Origin of the sequence: Streptomyces odontomachicola, assembly GCF_039605595.1 — a bacterium.
GTDB lineage: Bacteria > Actinomycetota > Actinomycetes > Streptomycetales > Streptomycetaceae > Streptomyces.
The window spans coordinates 131,777-155,123 of record NZ_JBCFOK010000008.1; the positions used below are offsets into that span (position 1 = coordinate 131,777).

The 23,347-nt window shown below is 73.1% G+C and carries 21 protein-coding genes and 1 tRNA gene; 12 read left to right on the forward strand and 10 right to left on the reverse strand.

What is annotated here, in order from left to right:
• Window positions 1-61: 61 nt before the first annotated feature.
• A complete protein-coding gene (locus ABEE00_RS16870) occupies window positions 62-886 on the reverse strand; it encodes an endo alpha-1,4 polygalactosaminidase (protein ID WP_451918601.1) in 825 nt (274 codons plus the stop codon).
• Window positions 887-1,052: 166 nt separating this feature from the next.
• Complete coding sequence (locus tag ABEE00_RS16875) at window positions 1,053-2,138, reverse strand: NAD-dependent epimerase/dehydratase family protein (protein WP_345746321.1); 1,086 nt, start codon at window positions 2,136-2,138, stop codon at window positions 1,053-1,055.
• Between the two features lie 949 nt (window positions 2,139-3,087).
• Here ABEE00_RS16875 and ABEE00_RS16880 point away from each other — a divergent pair.
• The 5 genes from ABEE00_RS16880 (at window position 3,088) to ABEE00_RS16900 (ending at window position 9,285) form a co-directional block, all read left to right on the forward strand.
• Window positions 3,088-3,513, forward strand: a complete 426-nt coding sequence (locus ABEE00_RS16880) for an OsmC family peroxiredoxin (RefSeq protein WP_345746322.1) — start codon at window positions 3,088-3,090, stop codon at window positions 3,511-3,513.
• A gap of 57 nt (window positions 3,514-3,570) precedes the next feature.
• Entirely contained in the window at window positions 3,571-4,476 is a 906-nt protein-coding gene (locus tag ABEE00_RS16885; protein WP_345746323.1) for an Fpg/Nei family DNA glycosylase, read from the forward strand.
• A gap of 4 nt (window positions 4,477-4,480) precedes the next feature.
• Window positions 4,481-5,722, forward strand: coding sequence for a saccharopine dehydrogenase family protein (locus ABEE00_RS16890; protein ID WP_345746324.1), 1,242 nt, complete (start codon window positions 4,481-4,483; stop codon window positions 5,720-5,722).
• Window positions 5,723-6,028: 306 nt separating this feature from the next.
• The gene (locus tag ABEE00_RS16895) at window positions 6,029-7,036 is read left to right on the forward strand and encodes a DUF3048 domain-containing protein (RefSeq protein ID WP_345746325.1); all 1,008 of its coding nucleotides are present in this window, start codon (window positions 6,029-6,031) and stop codon (window positions 7,034-7,036) included.
• A 134-nt stretch (window positions 7,037-7,170) separates the two neighbouring features.
• A complete protein-coding gene (locus tag ABEE00_RS16900) occupies window positions 7,171-9,285 on the forward strand; it encodes a neutral/alkaline ceramidase (protein ID WP_345746326.1) in 2,115 nt (704 codons plus the stop codon).
• Here the strand turns inward: ABEE00_RS16900 and ABEE00_RS16905 are convergent.
• Both ABEE00_RS16905 and ABEE00_RS16910 read right to left on the reverse strand, forming a co-directional pair.
• Window positions 9,201-10,019, reverse strand: coding sequence for an HAD family hydrolase (locus ABEE00_RS16905; protein ID WP_345746327.1), 819 nt, complete (start codon window positions 10,017-10,019; stop codon window positions 9,201-9,203). The two genes, ABEE00_RS16900 and ABEE00_RS16905, sit on opposite strands and share 85 nt — an antisense overlap.
• A 117-nt stretch (window positions 10,020-10,136) precedes the next feature.
• Window positions 10,137-10,778 (reverse strand): MerR family transcriptional regulator, encoded by a 642-nt coding sequence (locus tag ABEE00_RS16910; protein ID WP_345746328.1) that lies wholly within the window; start codon window positions 10,776-10,778, stop codon window positions 10,137-10,139.
• Window positions 10,779-10,874: 96 nt separating this feature from the next.
• On the opposite strand from ABEE00_RS16910, the gene ABEE00_RS16915 reads away from it, so the two are divergent.
• Together ABEE00_RS16915 and ABEE00_RS16920 are read left to right on the forward strand one after the other, a co-directional pair.
• Window positions 10,875-11,372, forward strand: coding sequence for a DUF4188 domain-containing protein (locus ABEE00_RS16915; RefSeq protein ID WP_345746329.1), 498 nt, complete (start codon window positions 10,875-10,877; stop codon window positions 11,370-11,372).
• Window positions 11,373-11,415: 43 nt separating this feature from the next.
• The gene (locus ABEE00_RS16920) at window positions 11,416-12,597 is read left to right on the forward strand and encodes a GTP-binding protein (protein ID WP_345746330.1); all 1,182 of its coding nucleotides are present in this window, start codon (window positions 11,416-11,418) and stop codon (window positions 12,595-12,597) included.
• Here ABEE00_RS16920 and ABEE00_RS16925 read toward each other — a convergent pair.
• A complete protein-coding gene (locus ABEE00_RS16925) occupies window positions 12,577-13,569 on the reverse strand; it encodes an acyl-CoA desaturase (RefSeq protein ID WP_345746331.1) in 993 nt (330 codons plus the stop codon). The two genes, ABEE00_RS16920 and ABEE00_RS16925, sit on opposite strands and share 21 nt — an antisense overlap.
• A gap of 204 nt (window positions 13,570-13,773) precedes the next feature.
• On the opposite strand from ABEE00_RS16925, the gene ABEE00_RS16930 reads away from it, so the two are divergent.
• From ABEE00_RS16930 to ABEE00_RS16940, 3 genes are all read left to right on the forward strand, one after another.
• The gene (locus ABEE00_RS16930; RefSeq protein ID WP_345746332.1) at window positions 13,774-15,801 is read left to right on the forward strand and encodes an NADPH-dependent 2,4-dienoyl-CoA reductase; all 2,028 of its coding nucleotides are present in this window, start codon (window positions 13,774-13,776) and stop codon (window positions 15,799-15,801) included.
• 108 nt (window positions 15,802-15,909) lie between these two features.
• Window positions 15,910-16,446: a PadR family transcriptional regulator gene (locus tag ABEE00_RS16935; RefSeq protein WP_345746333.1), complete on the forward strand. Its 537-nt coding sequence runs from the start codon at window positions 15,910-15,912 to the stop codon at window positions 16,444-16,446.
• A 204-nt stretch (window positions 16,447-16,650) separates the two neighbouring features.
• A complete protein-coding gene (locus tag ABEE00_RS16940) occupies window positions 16,651-17,601 on the forward strand; it encodes an NADP-dependent oxidoreductase (protein WP_345746334.1) in 951 nt (316 codons plus the stop codon).
• Between the two features lie 150 nt (window positions 17,602-17,751).
• On the opposite strand, the gene ABEE00_RS16945 is transcribed toward ABEE00_RS16940, so the two are convergent.
• Window positions 17,752-18,534, reverse strand: coding sequence for a class I SAM-dependent methyltransferase (locus ABEE00_RS16945; protein ID WP_345746335.1), 783 nt, complete (start codon window positions 18,532-18,534; stop codon window positions 17,752-17,754).
• A 226-nt stretch (window positions 18,535-18,760) separates the two neighbouring features.
• Window positions 18,761-19,291 (reverse strand): TerD family protein, encoded by a 531-nt coding sequence (locus ABEE00_RS16950; RefSeq protein WP_345746336.1) that lies wholly within the window; start codon window positions 19,289-19,291, stop codon window positions 18,761-18,763.
• A 182-nt stretch (window positions 19,292-19,473) separates the two neighbouring features.
• On the opposite strand from ABEE00_RS16950, the gene ABEE00_RS16955 reads away from it, so the two are divergent.
• Window positions 19,474-19,944, forward strand: a complete 471-nt coding sequence (locus ABEE00_RS16955) for a nucleotide triphosphate diphosphatase NUDT15 (protein ID WP_345746337.1) — start codon at window positions 19,474-19,476, stop codon at window positions 19,942-19,944.
• Window positions 19,945-19,952: 8 nt separating this feature from the next.
• Here the strand turns inward: ABEE00_RS16955 and ABEE00_RS16960 are convergent, their stop codons facing one another.
• Window positions 19,953-20,396, reverse strand: coding sequence for a YchJ family protein (locus tag ABEE00_RS16960; RefSeq protein WP_345746338.1), 444 nt, complete (start codon window positions 20,394-20,396; stop codon window positions 19,953-19,955).
• Between the two features lie 111 nt (window positions 20,397-20,507).
• Between ABEE00_RS16960 and ABEE00_RS16965 the strand changes: the two genes are divergently transcribed.
• A tRNA-Cys gene (locus tag ABEE00_RS16965) sits at window positions 20,508-20,579 on the forward strand.
• Between the two features lie 907 nt (window positions 20,580-21,486).
• Here the strand turns inward: ABEE00_RS16965 and ABEE00_RS16970 are convergent.
• Together ABEE00_RS16970 and ABEE00_RS16975 are read right to left on the reverse strand one after the other, a co-directional pair.
• On the reverse strand, window positions 21,487-22,062 hold the full coding sequence (locus ABEE00_RS16970) for a flavoprotein (RefSeq protein WP_345746339.1): 576 nt from the start codon (window positions 22,060-22,062) through the stop codon (window positions 21,487-21,489).
• A gap of 331 nt (window positions 22,063-22,393) precedes the next feature.
• Entirely contained in the window at window positions 22,394-23,050 is a 657-nt protein-coding gene (locus ABEE00_RS16975) for a hypothetical protein (RefSeq protein WP_345746340.1), read from the reverse strand.
• Window positions 23,051-23,347 lie beyond the last annotated feature (297 nt).

Below are 23,347 nucleotides of genomic sequence, written 5' to 3' on the forward strand. Positions count from 1 at the left end.
CGGACGCCGGGGCGCCGTCCCACTGCGGGGCGGCGCCCCCCCCTTCCCACCTACGAAGGGATCAGCAGGCGCGGCGCCAGGCGTCCAGGTCGAGGCGCTTGCGCAGCGAGCTGAGGCCGAGCTTGTCCGAGCTCTTGCAGAACTCCTCCGGATCCAGCTCGTATTCGACGTGGAAGACGGCCTTCTTCTGAGCGATGAACGGCTTGAGCTTGGCGCACTCGCCGTACTGCGCGCACTCCTCGTTCACCGCGAAGTCGAAGTCCTTCACGAGCTGCGGGATCTGGTCCAGGTCGTTCTTGAGCCCGACGGCGAGGCCGCGCTCGTGGGCGAGCCCGGACAGCATCCGGTTGTACGCGAGCTGGTGGGCGGCGGTGAGCGGGAAGCCCGTGCGGTTGCGGTACGCGTCCATCAGGTCGGGCTCCACCGCGTCGAAGCCCTTCTCCTCGCACATGTCCATGCGCGCGGCCATCAGCGGGCGCAGCGTGTCCAGCTGCCGGATGTCGAACCAGCGCTCGCCCTCCCAGCCGTTGCCCCTGCCCCGCAGCGCCTTGGGGAAGCGGTGCGCGTCGGGGCGCCAGTCCTCCCAGGCGCCCGCGTTGATGTAGCAGATGGCCTTGCGGCCGTCCTCGTGCAGGCGGGAGACGGTGCGCGCGGAGTTGTCGAAGCCGTCGATGTCATAGACGGGTACGTCGACGCCGGTGTCCACGCGCCCGGTGAGCTGCCACTGCCAGTCCGTACCGGGGCGCGGCCTCCAGTGGTCGCCGGCGCCGGCGCGGTCCTCGGACCCGGAGCCCCCGGTGAGCGGCGCGCACCCCGCGAGCGCCGCGAGCACCCCCGCCAGGAGCAGGACGGTCACGCGTCTCAAGTGGCATGTTCTGCCCGGCATTCGAGCCTCTTCTGTTGTGGTTCGGTCGCAGGAGGACCGGTCCCCCCGGTACGCCTCCCGTGGCCCGCGAAGGCGGCCACACGGTCCGCAATCTTCGCATAACCGGAATGCGGCACGGTGCCCGGGTTGAGCACCACGGCGTGCGCGCCGAGTTGCCCCGCTGTGTTCAGCGGGCCCCCACCAGCGGGGAGTTGGGGCGGGCCGCCTGCCACAGCGCGGTCAGCGAGGCGCCCAGCGTGATCTCCGGGCGCCAGTCCAGGACCGCACGCGCCGCCGAGATGTCGGCGCACTGCCACGGTACGGAGGCCGAGCCGTCCGACACTGCGTTGCCCCAGGTCAAGCCGCCCGAAGCCAAGCCACCTGAGGCCAAGCCGCCCGAAGCCGAGCCGCCCGCGATCGCGCGGTCCGCGCCCGGTGCGCTCTCGTGGATGCGCCCGGAATAGCCCGCGACGCGCGCCAGTCCCCCGGCGACCATGCGGAGCGGATGCGCCGTGCCGCTCCCGATGTTGAGCACCCGCGGCAGCGCGGCGGCCTCCGCGCCCGGACCATCCGCACCACCCGAGCCCTCCACGCCCTCCGCGCCCGGGCCGCCCGCACCCCGCAGCACCGCCCGCACCACGGCCCGCGCCACATCCCGTACGTCCACGAAGTCCCGGTGCGCCGAGAGGTCGCCGACCCGCACCGCGCGCACGGGTTCGCCCTCACCGGCCGCGGCCAGCGCCCTGCGCAACTGGACCGCGAGGCGGCCGGGCAGCGACGGGGCCGGGGCGCCGGGGCCCACGGGGTCGAACACCCGCAGCACGACCGCGTCCAGTCCTGAGCCGGTCACCGCGAGGGTGCCGGCGAGCTTGGTCGCGCCGTACACGCCGAGCGGGGCCGCCGGTGCGCTCTCCGGCACCGGGGTGCGCCCGTCGTTCGCCCCGTACTCGGCGGCCGAGCCGAGGTGCACCAGCCGGGCGGCCGGAGCCGCGCGGCGCAGGGCCTCGCAGAGCACCGCGGGGCCGCGCGCGTTGACGGCGGCGAGCGTCGCGGCGTCGCCGCCGACCGTGCCCGCGCAGTTCACCACCGCGTCGGGGCCGAGCGCCCGGAGCTGGGGCGCCAGCTTGGCGGGGTCGGCGGTGGCCAGGTCGAGGCGCAGGCAGGCGCCGGGCGAGCGGCCGCCGGAGAGCACCCGCACCCCGTCGGCCGCGCGCAGCGCCCGCTCGACATGGCCGCCCAGGAACCCGCTGCTTCCCAGCACCAGTACGCGCACGTCAGGCCCCCTCGGCGAGCCGGCGGCCGGGGGTGCCTGGCCCGGCGGCCGCGCTGAACGAGGTGGCTTCCTGGCTGAACGGGGATCCCACGCCCCGCAGTTGGTCCCGTGGCGCGGACCGCAGTGCGCCCCGCGGTCCCTCTCTCGGTACGTCCCGCGGCGCGGCCCCCGCCGCGGCGGCGCGAAGTCTTCGGCCCATCGCTCTTACCCCCCTCGGGCGCGCCGCGCGCACGTGTCGGCGACGCGGAGCGCGGTGCGGATGCAGTACGGACGCGGTGCGGATGGCGGTGCGAACGCTGCGGGGCGCGGCGCCGCACCCCGTCTTCCCCTCCCGGCGGAGCGCCGTCGGCGCGGGGCTCCCCTCCCCGCGCCGACGGGCTCGGCTCGTACGCACGAGGGCCCTGTGCGGGCCTGACCGCCGGAGGAGGCCGGGGCTCCTCCGGTGGCCGCCACATATCTTGCGTCATGTCCGGAGCTTCCGGTCACCACGGCCGGTGAAACGTTCTCGGTCGGCGCCACCCGGTGACCGGATCCGATCGCCTCCGTCCGCATCCGGTCCCCGCCGCTCCCCGACCTGGGGTCACGCCCTCTTCCGGCGCCCCTGCCTGCGACGAAGCACATCCGGCGGCCGCGCTGACCAGCCGGTCACATCCGGTTGCCGGGCGAACGCGGAGCGCGTTCGCCGCTCGCAAAGAAGGCCGAATCCATACAGTCCGGGATGCGAGACAGTTCCGGAACTTTCCGGCTCCGCCGCCGGCCGGACACCGCGCCGTCCCCGGCGCGCCGCTCCCCGAGCCGGGCCCGCCGCGTCGAGGATCGGGGCGGAGGCATGCGGCACACCGGCGCGGGAACACGTCGGCACCCCGCATCCGTCCTCCCGTAGGAACCCACCGCAGAACCGACCAGGCAACACCGATCAGGCAGAACCGACCAGGCAGAGAGGTACCCCATGGCCACCAAGCGCGCCGCACACACCGTCTGGACCGGCGACCTCATGGAGGGGTCGGGGACGGTCACCTTCGACTCCTCCGGCATCGGCGACTACGCGGTCTCCTGGCCGGCGCGCGCCGAGGAGCCCGAGAGCAAGACGAGCCCCGAGGAGCTGATCGCCGCCGCGCACTCGAGCTGCTTCTCGATGGCGCTGTCCAACGGCCTGACCACGGCGGGCACCCCGCCCACCCGGCTGACCACCGGCGCCGAGGTCACCTTCCAGCCGGGCACGGGCATCACCGGCATCCACCTCACGGTCGAGGGCGAGGTCCCCGGCCTGGACGAGGAGGGCTTCGCCGCGGCGGCCGACGACGCGAAGAAGAACTGCCCCGTGAGCCAGGCCCTCACCGGCACGACGATCACCCTCGACTCCAAGCTGGCCTGACGGCACCGGCGCTCACCGCACAGAGCACAGAGCACCCCACACGCGAGGAAGCGAACCGTGCCGGAACTCCCCGAAGTCGAGGCCCTGCGGGACTTCCTGGACCGGCGGCTGAGCGGCCGTACGGTGCGGAGCGTGCTGCCCGTGGCGGTGAGCGTGCTCAAGACGTACGACCCGCCGCCCACCGCCCTGCACGGCAGGGAGATCGCCGGGGTGGCCCGGCACGGCAAGTTCCTCGACGTGTGCTTCGCGCCCGCTGAGCGCGAATCCGCCGGCGCCGCGCCGCACTTGGTCGTCCATCTCGCCAGGGCGGGGTGGCTGCGCTGGCAGGACAGCCTGCCGGCCGCTCCGCCCCGCCCCGGCAAGGGGCCGCTCGCGCTCCGCCTCACGCTGGACGGCGGCCAGGCGGCCGAGGGCGGCGAAGGCTTCGACCTCACCGAAGCGGGCACGCAGAAACGCCTCGCGGTGTACGTGGTCCCCGACCCCCGCGACGTCCCCGGCATCGCGAAGCTGGGCCCCGACCCCCTCGCGCCCGGCTTCACCCCCGAGGCGCTGGCCGGTCTGCTGCGCGGTCAGCGGCACCGCATCAAGGGCATGCTGCGCGACCAGAGCGTCGTCGCGGGGATCGGCAACGCGTACTCCGACGAGATCCTGCACGCCGCGAAGATGTCCCCGTACCGCATGGCCGACGACCTCACCGAGCGCGAGGTGGCCGTCCTGCACGAGGCCGCCGTGACCACCCTGCGCGACGCCGTCGAGCGCTCGCGCGGGCTCGCGGCGGGCGAGCTCAAGGCGGGCAAGCGCTCCGGGATGCGGGTGCACGGGCGCACCGGGGAGCCGTGCCCGGTGTGCGGGGACACCATTCGCGAGGTGTCCTTCAGCGACTCCTCGCTGCAGTACTGCCCCACCTGCCAGACCGGTGGCCGACCCCTCGCCGACCGGCGCATGTCGCGGCTGCTGAAATAGCGAGATGACAGACGCTGACACGACGGCCCCCGCCGCGGCCACCGACGCCCGACGCCCGTACGACATCGTGCTGTTCGGGGCGACCGGGTTCGTGGGCGCGCTGACGGCCGAGTACCTCGCCCGGAACGCCCCCCAGGACTGCCGCTGGGCCCTCGCGGGCCGCGACCGGCACAAGCTGGAGCGGCTGCGCGCCCGCCTCGCCGCGCAGAACCCGGAGACTCCGGGACTCGCCGAAATCCCCCTCCTCCACGCCGACGTCCAGGACCACGGCAGCCTGCGCGACATCGCGGCGCAGACCCGCGTGCTGGCCAGCACCGTCGGCCCCTACATCCGCTTCGGCCTGCCGCTGGTCGCCGCCTGCGCCGACCTGGGCACGGACTATCTGGACCTCACCGGGGAGCCGGAGTTCGTCGACCTCGTACACCTGCGGCACCACGCGCGCGCCCAGGAGACCGGCGCCCGCCTGGTGCACGCGTGCGGCTTCGACTCGGTGCCGCACGACCTCGGCGCGCGGTTCACCGTGGAGCAGCTTCCCGAGGGCGTTCCGCTGCGCGTCGAGGGGCATGTGCGCACCAACGCGATGGCCTCCGGCGGCACCTTCGGCAGCACGCTGCTGGCGTTCTCGCGCGCCGACCGGATGCTGCGCACCGCGAAGGAGCGCCGCCGCGCCGACCCGCGCCCGAAGGACCGCCGCGTGAGCACGCCGACGGACCGGGTGCGCCGCTCCGCCGAGACCGGCATGTGGGCGGTGCCGCTGCCGACCTTGGACCCGCAGGTCATCGGCCGTTCGGCGGCGGCGCTGGAGCGCTACGGGCCCGACTTCGAGTACCGGCACTACGCCGCGGTGCGCAGGCTCCCCATGGTGGCGGGCGGCATCGCGGGCGTGGGCGCGCTGTTCGCCGCGGCCCAGCTCCCCGCGGCGCGGAGGTTCCTCTCCGCGCGGCTCGCGCCGGGCGAGGGCCCGGACGAGGCGCGGCGCGCGCGGAGCTGGTTCTCGGTGCGCTTCGTGGGGCGCGGCGGCGGGCGCCGGGTGGTCACCGAGGTGTCGGGCGGCGACCCGGGCTACGACGAGACCGCCAAGATGCTCGCCGAGAGCGCTCTGAGCCTGGCCACCGACGAACTCCCGGACACCGCGGGACAGGTGACCACCTCGGCCGCGATGGGCGGAGCACTCACCGACCGCCTGGTGAAGGCCGGCCTGACCTTCCGCGTCCTGGAGGAGTCGGCCGACCCCGCGACGGCCTGAGCCGCCGCCGAGCGCCGACGGCCGACCCCTCCAGGTCGCCTGACCCCCCGTCAGGACACCTCCGTACGAGGTGCCCGCGGGCCCCTCCGTACGCGGTGCCCCCGGTTCCGCCACCCGCGGCACCGCGTACGGAATCCGCCTCCGTATCTGTCACTCAGTCAGCCCCATTTCCGTGCGCGGCCGCTGACGGCGGCCGCCGCGTGGGAAGCAGTGGTGCAGCAGGAGCACAGACGGGCGGCGCACGCCACCCTGCCGGGCCGCGCGTGCCCGCCGGCCCACGAGGAACGGCGAAGCGGAGGCGGAGCGATGACCGACCGTACGACGACGGGACACACCAGCCAGGGAGACGGCGGCCCAGGTCGCACCAGCCGCAGAGCGGTGCTGGGGGCGGCAGCGGCGGTGCCGCTGGCCGGGGCGGTGGCGGGGTGCCAGATGCGGGCGGGGGTCGCGGGATCCAACGGCGACCGCTCGCCCTTCACCGGGGAGCAGGGCAGGGGCGGCAAGGTCCTCGCCGTGAAGATCGACAACATCCGCTCGGCCCGCCCCTCGGTGGGCCTGGAGCGCGCCGACATCGTCTACGCGGAGCAGGTGGAGGCCGGGCTCAGCAGGCTGATGGCGGTCTTCTCCTCGCGCTTCCCGCGCCGCGTCGGCCCGGTGCGCAGCGCGCGGGAGTCCGACCTGGAGCTGCTGCGCCAGTTCGGCCGGCCGATCCTCGCGTACTCCGGCGTGCAGTCCAAGCTCCAGCCCGCGCTGGACGCCGCGCCGCTGACCCCGCTGATCCCGGAGAAGACGAAGGGCGTCTACGAGCGCAGCGCGGAGCGGAGCTCGCCGCACAACCTCTTCCTCAAGCCGGACCAGGCGCTGCGCGCCGCGCCGAAGGCCGGGGACGCCGCCGACATCGGCTTCCGCTTCGGTCCCGCGCCGTCCGGCGGCCGGGCGGCCTCGCACCGCTCGGTGCGCTTCCCCGACGCGCGCTTCGACTTCGACTGGTCGGCGCGGAGCGGGCGCTGGCTGGTGTCGATGGACGGTTCGCCCGCGAAGAGCGAGAACGGGCCGCGGCTCGGCGCCGCGACCGTGGTGCTCCAGCACGTGAAGATCCGCAGCTCCTCGCTGCGCGATGTGAACGACGAGGTCTCGCCCTACAGCGAGACGGTGGGCTCGGGCCGCGCCGTGGTGCTGCGCGACGGCAAGGCGTACGAGGGCCGCTGGTCGCGTCCATCGCCCGCCGATGGCACCCGCTTCACCGGCCAGGACGGCCGCAGCCTGCCCTTCGCGCGGGGCCCGGTGTGGGTGGTGCTGGCTCCGGCGGAGTGAGCCCCGGGGTTCACCTCCTGGGCAACACCCGTTCCACAAACCTCTGTTGACTCATTGTCAGCGCCCGTGCGGTGCTGGCAGGCTCTCCTCGCCGTGATCGTCGGGTACGAGCGTCCGGACGGAGAGTCGTGCACATGGGGATGGGTGGAGCGGGCCGCGCCTCGCGCAGGAGCGTGCTGTGGGCCGGAGCGGGAGCCGGGATCGGCGCGTCCGTACTCGGCACCGCCACCGGCGCGCGGGCGGCCGTGCCGGACGCGGCGCCGCGGGAGGCTCCCGGCGCGGCGGGCCCCGGCGGCGCGTACCTCGTCGGCCGGGGCGTCGCCGACGCCACAGGCGAGGTCGCCGAGGTCGGGATGATGGGCTACGGCCGCGTCGACCAGCAGGCCGAGGGGCTGCACATCCGGCTGCGGGCGCGCGCGTTCGTCGTCGCCGAACGGGAGCGCCCGGACGACCGGATCGCCCTGGTGGTCGTCGACTCGCCGATGATCTTCGAGAGCGTGCGGCAGGAGGTGCTGCGGCGGCTGGCCGAGCGGTACGGGGATCTGTACGGCTCCCGGAACGTGCTGATCAGCGCCACCCACACGCACTCGGGCCCCGGCGGCTACTCGCACCATCTGCTCTACAACCTCACCACGCTCGGCTTCCACCGCGGCACCTTCGAGCAGATCGCCGAGGGCATCACCGAGGCGGTCGTCCGCGCCCACGAGGACGTGGCACCCTCCGACCTCACCCTCACCCACGCCGAGTTGCACGGCGCCAGCGTGAACCGCTCCCGCGTCGCCTTCGAGCGCAACCCCGCGGACCTGCGCAAGCACTTCCCCGACGCCGTCGACCCGCAGACGACCCTGCTGCGGGTCGAGCGGGGCGGGCGCGCGGTGGGCGCGGTCAACTGGTTCGCGGTGCACGGCACGAGCATGTCAGGGGACAACCGGCTGATCAGCTCCGACAACAAGGGCTGCGCCGCGCTGCACTGGGAGCGCGAGGTCGAGGGGGGCGACTACCTCACCGACTACGACAACGGCGGCAGCCCCTCCTTCGTCGCCGCCTTCGCGCAGACCAACGCGGGCGACATGTCGCCCAACCTCTCGCTCAAGCCGCCGACCACACCCCAGGACTTCGCGCACACGCGGGAGAACGGGCTGCGCCAGTACGAGGCGGCGGCGCGCCAACTCGACAGCCGGGGCGCGCGGTTGAGCGGCGGCGTCGACGCGCGGCTCGTCTACATCGACCTGTCGGACGTGACCGTGGACCCCGAGTACACGGGGGACGGGCGCACGCACCGTACGGCCAAGCCGGCGGTGGGCGCCTCGATGGCGGCGGGCAGCATGGAGGACGGCCCGGCCTTCCCCGGTTTCGAGGAGGGCGAGAACCCGTTCTGGGACGCCGTCTCCGACAAGATCCTCTACACCGCCTCGCCCGAACTGCGCGAGGCCCAGGCACCGAAGGGCGTCTTCGCGCCGGTCGGCGAGATGAACCGGCTCTACCCCTGGGTCCAGGAGCAGGTCCCCGTACAGCTCCTGCGCATCGGGCGGCTGCATCTGATCGGCATCCCGGGCGAGGTGACCATCGCCGCCGGCCTGCGGCTGCGCCGCACGGTGGCCGGGATCATGGGCGCCGAGCTGGAGGACGTGCTGGTCGCGGGCTATGCCAACGCCTACATCCACTATGTGACGACGCCCGAGGAGTACGACGCGCAGCAGTACGAGGGCGGGAGCACCCTCTTCGGGCGCTGGCAACTGCCCGCGCTCCAGCAGACCGCGGCGCGGCTGGCGCGCGCGATGCGGGACGGCCGTTCCCTCCCGCCGGGACCTGTCGCGCCGGACATCTCCGACAAGGCGCTGTCGATGCAGCCCGGCGTGGTGGTGGACGCGCCGCCGCTGGGCAAGCGGTTCGGCGAGGTGCTGCGGCAGCCGCGTACGTCCTGCGGGCCCGGCGACCGGGTCACCGCGGTCTTCGCCGGTGCGCACCCGAGCGCGGCGCCGCACCGGGGCGGCACGTTCCTGCGGGTGGAACGGCGTACGGAGGACGGCGGTTGGCGCACCGCGGCAGACGACGGGGACTGGAGCACGGCCTTCCGCTGGAAGCGGGACGGCGTCGCGGCCTCCCGCGTGACCGTGACCTGGGACGTGCCCCGCGACGCCGCCCCCGGCACCTACCGCATCCGCTACACCGCGCACGCGAAGGCGGCCGGGGGCGTGCGGCCCATCTCCGGGACGACCTCCGCGTTCACCGTCCGGCGGGCGGGCTGACGGGGCACCGCCCCGCGGGCCGTCCCCGCTGCGGGCTCCAGCCAGCCGTCGACCACGTCGAGCAGGTCCTTCAACGCGTGGACCGTGGCGTCGGGTTCGGCCTCCTCGCCGCGCTCCTCCTCGGGGATGGCGCTGTGCGGGACCCACACGGTGCGCATGCCGGCCCGCCGCGCGCCGTAGACGTCCTCGAAGAGCCGGTCCCCCACGTACGCGCAGGTGGCGGGGGTCTGCGCGCCGACGCGGTCCATCGCGAGGCGGAAGATCTCCGGGTGCGGCTTGGTCCAGGCGACCTCGCTCGAATACACCGAGGCGTCGATGAGCCCGAGCACGCCGTCCCGCTCGAAGATCTCGCTGTGCCAGTGCTCCGACCACAGCGTGTTGGACAGCACCCCGACGCCGAGGCCGCGTTCGCGCAGCCCGCGCAGCACGGTCTCGCCGTCCGGGTCGAGGTGGGTGTGCGCGTCCCAGGCACGGCGGTACGCGGCGAGCGCCTCCTCCCCCGGTACGACGCCGGCCGCGGCGAACACCTCGTCCAGCGTGGCCGAACAGTGCGTCTCCCGGCACTTCGCCGCCAGCTCCCGCTCGGCCGCGTGCAGCCGCGCCCCCAGCTCCTCCGCGTTCCCCGGCGCGATGACCCCGGCGGTCTCGCGCCAGATGCCGGGCACGTCGACCGTGTGCCAGGGCGTCAGCGTCCCGGCCCAGTCGAAGATCACATGCGTCACGCGGCCGTCCACGGTGCTCCGCCTCCTCGTTCGTCTGCTGCGTCCCGCGCACAGTGTGGTTTTCGGGGGCACGCGCTGTCGTCCCGTTTTCTGCTGCGCCCCGCGCCACGCTCCGTACCGCACCCCGCGCTACACCCCGTACCGCCGCACCGACTCCTCCTCCTGCGCCAGCCGCCGCAGCGCCGTCAGCACCGGCTCGAAGAGCACCGTGCCCACCAGCGCCCCCTCCACCTTGGCCGCCTCCCCGGGCAGGGTCTCCATGAAGTCCAGGTCCATCGAGGCGGCCTGGTGCATCAACTCGGCGTAGGGCACGAGCCGTTCGTCCGGGAAGGGGTAGCCCAGGCCGGTCAGCGTGGCGAGCGCGACGACGAGCGAGCGGTGTGAGGGCGAGAGCGCGGCGAGCTCCTGGGCGCTGGACCAGCCCAGACGCGCCAGCAGTTGGGCCACCACTTCCTCCGCGCGCGCGTAGTCCGCCGCGGGGAGCTCGGGTTCGGGGGCCGAGGGCAGCTCCCACAGGGCCGCGCCCAGGCGCATCGTGCGGCCGAGCTCCTCGTTGTCGGCGTGCGCGAGGACCTCGCGGACGGTGGCGACCGGGAGCCGGCCGACCTGGATCAGCGCGCGGACCAGCCGGAGGCGCCTGAGGTGGGCCTCGTCGTACGAGGAGGTGGTCGCGGTGACCCGCTCGCCGGGCGGCAACAGCCCTTCCCGCAGGTAGTACTTGATGGTGGCGGTGGGAACGCCGCTCTGCTCGCTCAGTTCTGACAGCCGCATCGCGAAGGAACCTCCGGGATTGGGTAGCGCGGCTATCCCATCACGGCTAGCTTGGATAGCACTCCTATCCAAGACGCCCGTCCAAAGGGGGCCTCCATGCCCAAGCCCATCCGCGGCCGCACGACAGCGGCGGCCGAGGGAGAGGTCGCGGTCCTGCTGATCGGCATGCGCATCAACCACTTCTGGGCCGTGCACCAGTGGGTCCCGGTGATGCGCGCGATGTTCGTCATGCTCGCCGAGCTGGCCAAGGCGCCCGAGCGCGGACTGCTCGGACGGGTGCTGCTCACCGCTTCGCCGCGCACGTACTACGTCGTCCAGTACTGGGAGTCCCAGGAGAAGCTGTACGCCTACGCCACCTCCCCCGACGCCTTCCACCACCACGCCTGGAAGCTGGTCAGCAGGAAGGAGCGGGAGGGCAAGGTGCGCGGCCACGTCGACCTGTGGCACGAGACCTACATGGCCCCCGCGGGCAAGTACGAGTCCATCTACTACGACATGCCGCCCTCGGGCCTGGCCCGGGCGCACGGCGTGCTCCCCATCGAACAGCGCGGCCGCCGCGCCGCAGACCGACTGGCACACGGGGCGCACACCTGACAACGGTTTTCAAAAACCCGCCGCGCCCACTACCCTCCCACCCATGTCCACGCCGCACCCCCGCTCCCGCCCCCTCCCCGTCACCGTGCTCTCCGGGTTTCTCGGAGCCGGGAAGACCACCCTGCTCAACCACGTGCTGCACAACCGCAGCGGGCTGCGCGTCGCGGTGATCGTGAACGACATGAGCGAGATCAACATCGACGCCTCGCTCGTACGGGACGGCGGTGCCGCGCTGTCGCGCACCGAGGAGCGGCTGGTCGAGATGACCAACGGGTGCATCTGCTGCACGCTGCGGGACGACCTGCTGGTGGAGGTCGAACGGCTCGCCCGCGAGGACAGGTTCGACCACCTGCTCATCGAGTCGAGCGGGATTTCGGAGCCGATGCCGGTGGCGGCGACCTTCGCGTTCCCGCGCGACGGTGACGGCGGCACGCTCAGCGACCTCGCCGCGCTGGACACCATGGTCACCGTCGTGGACGCCGCCGCCTTCCTCGCCGAGCTGGCCGACGGCGACGAGCTCGCGGCCCGCGGCCTCGATCAGTACGAGGACGACGAGCGCACCGTGAGCGATCTCCTCGTCGACCAGGTCGAATTCGCCGACGTGCTGGTGCTCAACAAGCTCGACCTCGTGGACGCGGAGCGGCGGACCCGTCTGGAGGCCGCGCTCACCCGGCTCAACCCGCAGGCGCGCCTCGTCCCCGTACGGCACGGCGCCGTGGACCCCGCCGACGTGCTCGGCACCGGCCTCTTCGACCCGGAGCGCGCCGAGCAGGCCCCCGGCTGGGTCATGGAGCTGAACGGCGAGCACACGCCGGAGACCGAGGAGTACGGGATCTCCAGCACGGTGTTCCGCTCCCCGCGCCCGTTCCACCCGGGCAGGCTCTGGGAGTTCGTGACCGAGGGGCTCGGCGGCGGCGAGCACGAGGGCGGGTACGGCGGCCGGTACGGGGAGGTGCTGCGCTCGAAGGGGTTCTTCCGGCTGGCGAGCCGGCCCGGGGTCGGCGGCCTGTGGTCGCAGGCCGGTTCGGTGGCCCGCTTCGAGCCCTCGGGGCACCACGAGGACGGCGGCGGCCAAGGGCAGGAACTCGTGTTCATCGGCACCGGGTTGAAGGCCGAGGCCCTGCACGCCGCTTTGCACGACTGCCTGCTGCGCGAGGGCGAACCGGCGCCGTCGGCCGCAGACGACCCCTTCCCGGAATGGGACTCACCCCTCGCCCCGCACTGATCGCACGGGCTTCTCCGACCCCGCCGACTTCGCCGCCAGCCGCCGCTCGTCCGGCCACCGTACGGACGTCGCCCAGCCGCACCGCTCGAAGATCCTGATCAGCCGCGCGCTGGAGTCGATCTGCCCCCGCAGCACCCCGTGCCGCGCCGAGGTCGGGTCGGCGTGGTGGAGGTTGTGCCAGGACTCGCCGCCGGAGAAGGGCGCGAGCCACCACACATTGCCCGACCGGTCGCGGGAGGCGAAGGGCCGCGCACCACTCACGTGGCAGATCGAGTTGATGGACCACGTGACATGGTGCAGCAGCCCGACCCGTACGAGCCCCGCCCAGAAGAAGGCGGACCACGCGGCGCCCGCGTCCCACGCGCCCTCGCCCCACAGCCCGCCGGCCACCGCGGGCGCCGCGTACGAGAAGAGGACGATCAGCGGCTGCCAGCGGGCGACCCGCAGCAGGTCGCGGTCGGCGAGGAGGTCGGGGATGTAGCGCTGCTGGTTGGTCTTCTCGTTCCTGAAGGTCCAGCCGATGTGCGCCCACACCATGCCCTTGAGCACGGCCCGCACCGAGGTGCCGAAGCGCCAGGGCGAATGCGGATCGCCCGGCCTGTCCGCGTACTGGTGGTGCCTGCGATGGTCGGCGCACCAGGTCAGCGGGTCGCCCTCGACGGCCATCGTCCCGGCCACCGCCAGTGCGATCTTGAGCGGGCGCGCCGCCCTGAACGCGCGATGCGTGAAGAGCCGGTGGAAGCCGACGGTCACGCCGTGCACGGTCACCGCGTACAGCACGGCGCCGATCACCAGGTCGTGCCAGGTGACGCCCCACCCCCACAGCACGACGACGGACGCGATCACCGCGAGGAACGGTACGCCGACGAAGACCCCCACCACGGCGCGGTCCGCCGCCCCCATCGGCTCGCCCCAGGCGGCGTCGCCGTCCCGCAGTCCTCCCGGTGCCTCGGCCGTACGCGTCCCTGCCATGCCGCCTCCTCGGTCATCCCGTACGAGTGGCCAGGACACTACGGACGGCCGCACACCCCCCTCTACGCACTCTCCGCACACCCTCGCCCCGCCCGCCCCTCACTCCCCTGACAAGACGGCCGCCCGCTCCCGGGCCGCGTGACGCTGCTCTCCTTCTTTTGCACCTTGTTGCAAAAGAAGGCCGCCGCGCACTACAACCGAGTCATGACTGCCGCGTACCCGCACCTCCTCAGCCCCCTCGAACTCCCGCACCACACGCTGCCGAACCGCGTGCTCATGGGATCCATGCACACCGGACTCGAAGAGGCCGAGCGCGGCTTCGAGCGGCTGGCCGCGTTCTACGCCGCGCGCGCTCGCGGCGGCGTGGGCCTCATCGTGACCGGCGGCTTCGCGCCGAACGCCGAGGGCGCGGTGATGAAGGGCGCGGCCAAGCTCAGCACCGAGGAGGAGGCGGCCGAGCACGCCGTGGTGACCGAGGCGGTGCACCGCGAGGGCGGGCGTATCGCGCTGCAGATCCTGCACAGCGGGCGCTATGCGTTCAACGAGGACCTGGTGGCGCCGAGCGCGCTGCAGGCGGCGATCAACCCGTTCACGCCGCGCGCCCTCACCGGGGACGAAGTCGAGGCGACCGTCGAGGACTTCGTGCGGACGGCCGAACTGGCGCGGCAGGCCGGGTACGACGGCGTCGAGATCATGGGCTCCGAGGGCTACCTGATCAACGAGTTCACCGCGCCGGCCACCAACCACCGCACCGACGAGTGGGGCGGCAGCGCGGAGAACCGGATGCGCTTCCCCCGCGAGATCGTGCGCCGTGTGCGGGAGCGCCTGGGCCCGGAGTTCCTGGTGATCTACCGGCTCTCGATGCTGGACCTGGTGCCGGACGGCGCCACCTTCGACGAGGTGGTCACGCTCGCCAAGGAGATCGAGGCCGCGGGCGCCGACCTCCTCAACACCGGCATCGGCTGGCACGAGGCCCGCGTCCCCACCATCGCCACCTCGGTGCCGCGCGGCGCGTACGCGTGGGTCACCAAGCGCCTGATGGGCACGGTCGGCGTACCGCTGGTCGCGGTGAACCGCATCAACACCCCCGAGACCGCAGAGGAGTTGCTGTCCGGCGGCTACGCCGACATGGTCTCGATGGCCCGCCCGATGCTCGCCGACCCGGACTTCGTCGCCAAGGCGGAGCAGGACCGCGGCGACGCCATCAACACCTGCATCGGCTGCAACCAGGCGTGCCTCGACCACACCTTCCAGGGCCGCATCACGTCCTGCCTGGTCAACCCGCGCGCCTGCCACGAGACCGAGCTCGTGCTCTCCCCCACCCGCCGTGCCAAGCGCGTCGCGGTCGTGGGCGCCGGGCCCGCCGGGATGGCCTGCGCCGTGTCGGCTGCCGAACGCGGCCACGCGGTCACCCTGTTCGACGCGGCCGAGGAGACCGGCGGGCAGCTCAACCTCGCGCGCCGGGTCCCCGGCAAGGAGGAGTTCGACGAGACCCTCCGCTACTTCCGCACCCGCCTCGCCGAGCTCGGCGTCGACGTACGCCTGGGCACCGAGGTCACGGCCGCCGAGCTGGCGGCGCAGGAGTACGACGCGACCGTGGTGGCCACCGGCGTCACCCCGCGGATCCCGGAGATCGCCGGGCTCGGCCACCCCAGCGTGGTCGGCTACCTCGACGTGCTCAGGGGCCGCGCGACCGTCGGCGAGCGGGTCGCCGTGCTCGGCGCGGGCGGCATAGGCTTCGACGTCGCCGCCTACCTCACCGACCCGGGCGACCGCGCGAGCCTCGACACCGCCGCGTTCGCCCGCACTTGGGGCATCGACATGGAGCACGCCGAGGCGGGCGGGCTGCGCGCGCCCGAGCGCCCCGCGGCGCCGCGCCAGGTGCACCTGCTCCAGCGCAAGACGTCCAAGGTCGGCAAGGGACTCGGCAAGACCACGGGCTGGATCCACCGCAACGAGCTCAGGCACCGCGGCGTGACCATGGTGGCCGGCGCCTCGTACGAGCGCATCGACGACGAGGGCCTGCACCTCAGCGTGGACGGCGAGCGGCAGGTGCTGCCGGTCGACACCGTGGTGCTGTGCACGGGGCAGGAGCCGCGTCGCGGCCTCTACGACGAGCTGGTCGCGGCCGGAACCGGCGAGGTCCACCTCATCGGCGGCGCGGAGGAGGCGGCCGAGCTGGACGCGAAGCGGGCGATCCTGCGCGGGACGGAGCTGGCCGCTTCGCTCTGACCAGCCTCGCGTTCGTTCCGGACAGCCACGCGTTCCGGACACCGCGGGCCCGCTCCGGATCCGCGCGCGGGCCCGCGCCCGCCGCCCGTCGTTCCTAGGATGGCCGCCATGTCACTGCCGCACGCGATCCTCACGGCCCTGCTGGAGAAGCCCTCATCGGGCCTGGAGCTGACGCGGCGGTTCGACAAGTCCATCGGCTACTTCTGGTCGGCCACCCACCAGCAGATCTACCGCGAGCTGCGGGAGCTGGAACGGGCCGGGCGGGTCCGCGCGTTGCCCGCCGAACGCCCGGCACGCGGACAGCGCAAGGAGTACGAGGTGCTGCCGGCGGGCCGCGAAGAGCTCGCCCGCTGGACCGCCGCACCGCAGGACCCCAAGCCGGTGCGGGACGCCCTGCTGCTGCGGATGCGGGCCGCCGCCGTGGTCGGCACCGAGGGCCTGGAGGCCGAGCTGCGGCGGCACTTGGAGCTGCACGGGAAGCAGCTCGCCGAGTACGAGGAGATCGAGCGCCGCGACTTCCCCGAGGACCGGGCCCGTACGGAGGAGGACCGGCTGCGGCACCTCGTGCTCCGCGCGGGCATGGACATGGAGCGCTTCTGGCTCCAGTGGCTGACCGGCGCGCTGGCCGAACTCCGGAGCCTGTGAGGGGGCTGCGCGTGCGCTGTGCGGGGCCGGTGCGGGAGCCGGTCCGAGGCGTTGCAGCTTCTCGCGTACGACGCAAGGCGGGAGCCCGCGCAGCTCCGCCGGACCGGGGAATCCGGCGCCGCCCCGTCGTGCCGTACCGGCGCCCGCGCCGCACGGCGGCAGGCTGAGGGGAACGCACACGCCGCCAGCAAGGATCGGGAACACATGCCGAACGCCATCGCCTTCACCGAGTACGGCCCCGCCGAGGTGCTGCACCCCCTCGAGATCGCCCAGCCCGCACCCGGTCCCGGGCAGGTGCGGATCGCCGTCCGCACGGCCGGCGTCAACCCGCTCGACTGCAAGCTCCGCAGCGGCGTCCTGCAGCAGGTCTACCCCGTGCAGTTCCCCTCCGTTCCGGGCCTGGAGGCGGCCGGCGTGGTCGAGGCGCTCGGCGAGGGCGTCACCGAGCTGCTGGAGGGCGACGAGGTGCTGGGCCCCACCCTCACCGGCGCCTACGCGGAGAGCGCCCTCGCCTCGGCCGAGGCCCTGGTGATCCGCCCCGGATCGCTCTCCTGGGAGGAGGCGGCCGGCATCCCGACGGCCGCCGAGACCGCGTACAGGCTGCTGGACCTCCTCGGCCTCCAGCCGGGCCAGACCCTCCTGGTGCACGGCGCCGCGGGCGGAGTCGGCACGCTGACCGTGCAGTTCGCGCGGGCCAGGGGCCTGCGGGTGGTCGGCACGGCGAGCGCCGCCAACCACGACTACCTGCGCACCCTCGGCGCCGTGCCGGTGGAGTACGGGGAGGGCCTCGGCGAGCGCGTGCGGGCCGCTGCGCAGGACGGCGTGGACGGCGCGCTGGACCTGGTGGGCAAGGGCCATGTGCTCCCGCTCTCCATCGAGCTGACCGGCAGCCCCGACCGGGTGATCACCATCGCCGACGAGCACGGCCCGGAGTACGGGGTCCGCTTCTCCAACGGCACCGAGGGCGACTTCACCCGCGCCGCGCTGACCGCCGCGCTCTCCCTCCAGACGGCGGGCACGCTCCAGCTCCCGGTGCACCGCACGTACCCGCTCGACAAGGCGGCCGACGCGCACCGCGAGAGCGAGACCGGCCACGTGACCGGCAAGATCGTGCTGACCGTCCGGGACGATGCCGGAGCGGCCTCGACCTCCTGAGGGTGTACGGGGGTCGGGCGGCGGTTGTGTGTGTGGCGGCTGGGCGCGGCGCTCGGCCGCCGGCGCGTGCCGGTGGCCGGTTGCCGGTGAACGGTGGCCCGCGGCCCGGTGGACGGTGGCCGGTCAGTGGTGGCCCGTGGTCCGTTCCGCTCAGCCGTCGGCGCGCGTGAGCACGTGGACGGGGCCCGGGCCGCCGCTCGCGTGGCGCGCGGTGAGGCCCGCCGCCGCCCACTCCTCGCGCAGCTCCGCCTCCGGCACGACCCACCAGTCGTAGTCGACGGCAACGCGGTGCAGCAGCGCACCGTCCCGCACGTCCTTGACCTCGTACGTCATGTGCCACACGATCCGCCCGCTCCCCGCGGGCTCGGCACCGGCCCACCCCTCGTACGCCCGCTCCCCCACCACGGCGCCGCCGCCGCGCTCCCGCTCCAGCACCGCGGGGTGCTCCGGGCGCGGGGCGCCGACCAGCGCGGCTCCCCCGGGCGCCAGCGCGTCGGCGATGCGGGACCACAGCTCCCTGCGCTCGGCGGGCGGGAGGTGGCCGACCACGTTCAGCGCGAGCAGAGCGCGCAGCGGGCGCGGGAAGGGCACGCTCAGCGCGTCGCCCGGCACCACCGTCACATGCCTGCGCAGCGTCGGATCGTCGGCGACCCGCGCGAACAGGGCCGTACGCATCGCGGCCGACGGCTCCACGGCGGTCACCGGCACGCCGGGCAGCGCGGCGCACACGGCCCGCAGCCCGCGCCCCGTGCCGGCGCCGATGTCCAGCGCGGCGCCCGCACGGGCCGTCAGCTTCCCGAACTCCGCGCACACCAGCGGGCCCAGGGTGCGCCACTGGGACTCCAGCAGCAGGTCGATGTACTCGGCCGACGACCGGTACGGATCCGTACTCCCGCCGTCCCGGCTCCGGCCGTCCCCGGCTGGCTCTGACACGCGGCTCCTCCGGCACGGAACGGCCCCCGCCCGCGGACTGCGACTGCCCGCCGGGCGCTTCCGCGGGCAGCCTCGCAGAGCGCGTGCCGCGGGCGCGGCTCCGACTCCGCGTGCCGGTGCGTGTGTTGGGCCGATCGGCCCGCTCCGGGTCCCCGGCGCGTAGGACGGGCCGTGGCACCGTGCCCGTCTGGACCTTGCGGTCCCGCCGCTCAGGCGCTCCCGCCGCTCAGGCGCCGCTCAGCAGCTCGGCGAAGGTGTCCGGGTCGTGCGGAAGCCCGCGGAAGGCCTCGCGGAACTCCCACTGCCCCGCCTCGCCCCGTACGAACTCGGCGACCACGGCCGCCGTCGCGTCGGCCGCCGCGGCGAAGTCGTTGCGGGTCAGCTCCGTGATCCCCTCCTGCACCCGCACGTCGGTGCTGGGCACCTCGGCGAAGGTCTTGCGGCCCTCGCGCTGCTGGACGGCCACCGCGATCACGACCCGTGCGTACGACTCGGCGAGCCTGTCCAGCTCCAGCGTCATGACCTCGTCGGCGCCGAAGCCCTGGCCCGTACGGCTGTCGCGGTTGAGGGTGATGGTGCCGTCCGGCGACCTGGAGTCGAAGTGGACGAGATAGTCCGGATCGCCGTGCGGGTCCTCCGACGTGTAGGTCCCGGCGACGATGTCGAGGTCGTTGTCGGGCTCGCCCGAGGGACTCGGGTCCCACCGGAGCGACACCTCGACCTTGTCGATGATCCCCTTGCTGATACCGCTGCTCACCTGGGGCTCCCCCTCAGTCCTGCGTCACTGCTGCTCCGCGCCCAACTCTATGCCCCGGCACCGGCATTGGGACCAGCGCAGGCCCCGCACCGGCGGCTCCGGCGGCCTGGGTGCCGCGCTTTCTAGAATGGATCGCGCCACATCCCCCTCCCCGCCCCCGTACGCAGCAGAGGAGAGTCCCGGTGACGGACGCGCACACCCCCGGCTCACGCGCCGGCGCCCCGCCCAACGGCCTGGTCGGCGTCGGCGTGATCACGCTGGACGGCGAGCACCGCGTGCTCCTGGGGCTCGGCCACGACGGACGCTGGGAGCTGCCCGGCGGCAAGGCCGACCCCGGCGAGAGCTTCGAGCGGGCCGGAGTGCGCGAACTGACCGAGGAGACCGGCCTGTCGGCCGGCCCGGACCAGGCCAGAGTGCTCGCCGTCCTGATCGACGAGCGCGGCGACATGCCCCGCGTCACCGCGGCCGCGCTCGTGAACGGCGCGACGGGTGCGGCGCGGGTGACCGAACCGGACAAGATCGTGCGCTGGGAGTGGTTCGCGCCGGACGCGCTGCCGCGGCCGCTCTTCGCGCCCTCGGCGGCCGTACTCCGCGCCTGGCGCCCCGACCTGGCCCTCCCGCCGGACGGCTCCCACCACTACAGGCTGGCCTGACGCCTGACCTACTGCACGGACGCCTCCCCGTCCACGTACACCCAGGCGCCGTCCGCGCGCGCGAAGCGGCTGCGCTCCTCCAGTACACCGCTCCGCCCGCGCTCGGTGAAGTGCGCGCGGAAGGTCACCGTGCCGGTGGCGTGGAACGCGCTCCCCTCCGAGGTCTCCACGATCTCCAGCCCCGTCCACCGGGTGCCGGGGTCCAGGTCGATGCGCGGCGGGCGCGTGTCGGGGTGCCAGGTGCGGAGCAGGTACGCCGTGTCGCGCGCGGCGAAGGCGCTGTACCGCGACCGCATCAGCCCCTCGGCGGTCGCCGCGGCGCCCTCCCCCGCGTGCAGCCGCCCGCAGCACGCGGCGTACGTACCGCCCAGCCCGCACGGACAGGGGTCGCCCCCCTTCGGAACGGCTGCCTGACTCCCCTGCCCTGAACGTCGTGACCTGCGCGAAGACATGCCCCCATTCTCCTACGCCCCTTTATGAACCCCACATTGCACTCCCATGACACCCCGCCTATCCCCCTACCGCTCCCCACTCCCCTTCCCTAGAGTCGAAGACATCAACACGGCCGTGTGCCCGAGTGGTTGAGGGACTCGCCTGCAAAGCGAGTTACGCGGGTTCGATTCCCGCCACGGCCTCGGTGGAGCGGGTCGATGACCTGCGCCGAATGAGGGGCGGTCCCGAGCGGGGCCGCCCTTGATCGTTTCTGGTCTCAGTTCGGGTCTCAGTTGAGGCTCGCGAGCCTTCCGTACGGTCACCTCCGGCACCTTGAGAGAGTGTCGCTGTGAATGAGAACACTCCGGGTGGGAAGGCGTGCCAGAACCTGCTACGGCTCGCTACGTCAATTACGAGCCAGTGATGGCGGCCCGCCGAGCCCTGCCTCAGACACCTCTTCTTCTAGGTTGGGCATGGGTGAGCTGCACTTCAGCCGTTGCACCGAGCCGCACTGGACATGGGACATCCTGTACGTGATGCCATCGAAGAGCGGGGGCTTCCTCGTAGCCGGCCTCTCTTGATCCTGAATGTGGTTCGCCGCTTCCGGACGCGCCACAGCTACGGCGGTACGAGCGAGGCGTCGTACGCGTCATCTACTTCGCCACCACCCTCGGCATGGTCGTTGTGGTCGCCTACGTCGAAGCCTGAAGAGGGTGCACGTACGCTGCACCGTGGTCCCGTTCCACCCCTTCCGTTCCGGATCACGCTTTGACGTGCCGTTACTGGAGAACGCTCAGGGCCTGCACACTGTGTGCGCTCTGGTCGCGACCCCACCGTCTAATGAGCTGGCCGCGCAGCCCAGCAGTTCGGCGCCGCCCACGGGGGAACTGGCGGCCCCGCATCCTCACCGCAAACCCCTGGGCGACACGGATGCATCCAGCTCCCCTGCACGGAGCTGTGCAGGGCCGGAAGTCCCCCGTCACGTTGGCTTCGAGCGCATCCGAATGCCAGTTAACAGACCAGGGCGAGAAGGATGGGTTCCGGAGCAGCGAAAGCCCGGACAATCTGTCCGGGCCTGTGAGGTCAGTGACTTAACCTGCTGTTGCGCCGTCAGGCCATCGCCGTAGCCGCCGTGTTGAGGATTGCGTCCCAGGGCAGGGGCCGGCCACCCGCGCCCTCGCGGGATTCGTACAGCGGCCAGACGTCATTGCCCTGCACAACGTGCACTCCGGCACTCTCCAGAGCTGCCACGTGCTGCTTCCACGCGGGATGCCGCGCGTGTGCCGCATTGATCCGCGGAAAGAGCACGACACCGACGTCCAAGGTGCCGATGGCTTCGTGGACTTGGGTCAGCGCCTGGTTGTCGGAGACGCTCAGGGCGAGCTTGGCGACCGTGTTGGCGGAGGCCGGTGCAACGACGCAGCAGTCGACGGGAGGGTGCGGCCGTGCCTCACCCGGGAGCCGCGGCGTGGACCGCACGGGTAGCCCGGTAAGTTCCTCCAGGAGCTCCAACTCGCCGACTGCTCGCAGCCATTCGTACGCGGTAGGCGTCAGGGTGACGGCGACCCGCCACCCACGGTCGAGGGCAGGAACGACCAGGCCGGTACGCAGCTCCTCCAGCCCGCCAGCCCCCGTCCCCACAACGCCCAGCACCTGGCGACCGTCGTCCGTACTCCCGTCGCTCACTGCACCGCCTTACACGCTGAGCCATCGCGAACAGCTCGGAAGACCTGGCGCCACCCGTTACAGGGCTCCGCTTCATCAGATCGCGCAGGGTTACCCACACCCGGGGATTGTTGCGTACAAGCTGCGGCGATGTCCGCTCCGCCGTACGCAGGAGCTCTCTCTGTCCCGCGAGGCACAGCGCCCGCGCGAAGTCGATGCGGTGGGACACGCTGCGCTCCACTGGCATGTGGTCGACCTCGACCTGGCCGTGCTCGACCACGTACGGGATGTTCTCCAGGTCGAGCTCGGCGGAGAGCCGATGCAGCATGACGTTGGTCGGACCGAAGCTGGTCTACCAGAGGTTCTGATCACTGCCGAGCCGCTCGGCCAGCACCTCAGCACGGCTGAGGAGGTCGGTGGCGCTGCTCCGGTCCTGGTGCCGCGCGGCAGCGACCGCGGCCCAGAGGTGAATCATCCCCAGGAGGCTCAGCGCCGCGAGGTCATCGTCTTCGAGCTGCGAAGTGAGCCATTCCGCGGCCGTGCTGCCGAGCTCCAGGGCGTCGTCGTACCGGCCGTTGGCGACCAGCGCGTGGGTGCCGAAGCGGGCGGCGGAGACGAGCGAGGGCGGGTTGTCGGACTCGTCAGCGGCCTGCATGGCACGCTCGGCGGCGAGCCAGGAGAGGTCGGACTCGCCGACCTTGGCGAGAGTGGTGGCGGCGAGGTGATACGTACGAGCCGAGACCGCCCCCCTCTCGCCCGCGGCCCGACCGCTTGCAGCGTCCTCAAGACCCTGCGCAGTCTGGAGAAGCCCCGGCAACACAGCGACGACGTGACCCAAACGCCCGCTCTGGTAGTCGTCCCAGCAACGCTCGACGGCAGCCGCAGCATGCCGCGGCCCGGGGATCTGAGCCTCGGCGGTGGGCCCAAACAGCAGCTTCGAAGGCCGCCGCGGGCTCATGAGCGCATCACGCACAGCCGGCACGTCATCCAACTGCTGCTCGTCTTCCATGAGCACGGGCTGCCCAAGCAGGTCCCCGAGCGGCACCCGCAACACTCGGTCCGCTGACAACGGTAGCTGCAATGAGCATGCAGGGAAGGATCTCGGGGCCCGGACACTCTGTCCGGGCCCCGAGATCCTCGGAGTGGTGCTCGCAGGTGAATGGGACAAGTGTTGAAACCAGCCTCAGCGGACCCATAGCCCGTGCATCGTTCGCTGTCCCCTACAGCAGCTGGAGAAGGTGTCGCGCTGCTCCAGCGACAGACCCACCTGCTGGACAAAGCTAGCCAAGTTAACGCCTGATGCTGA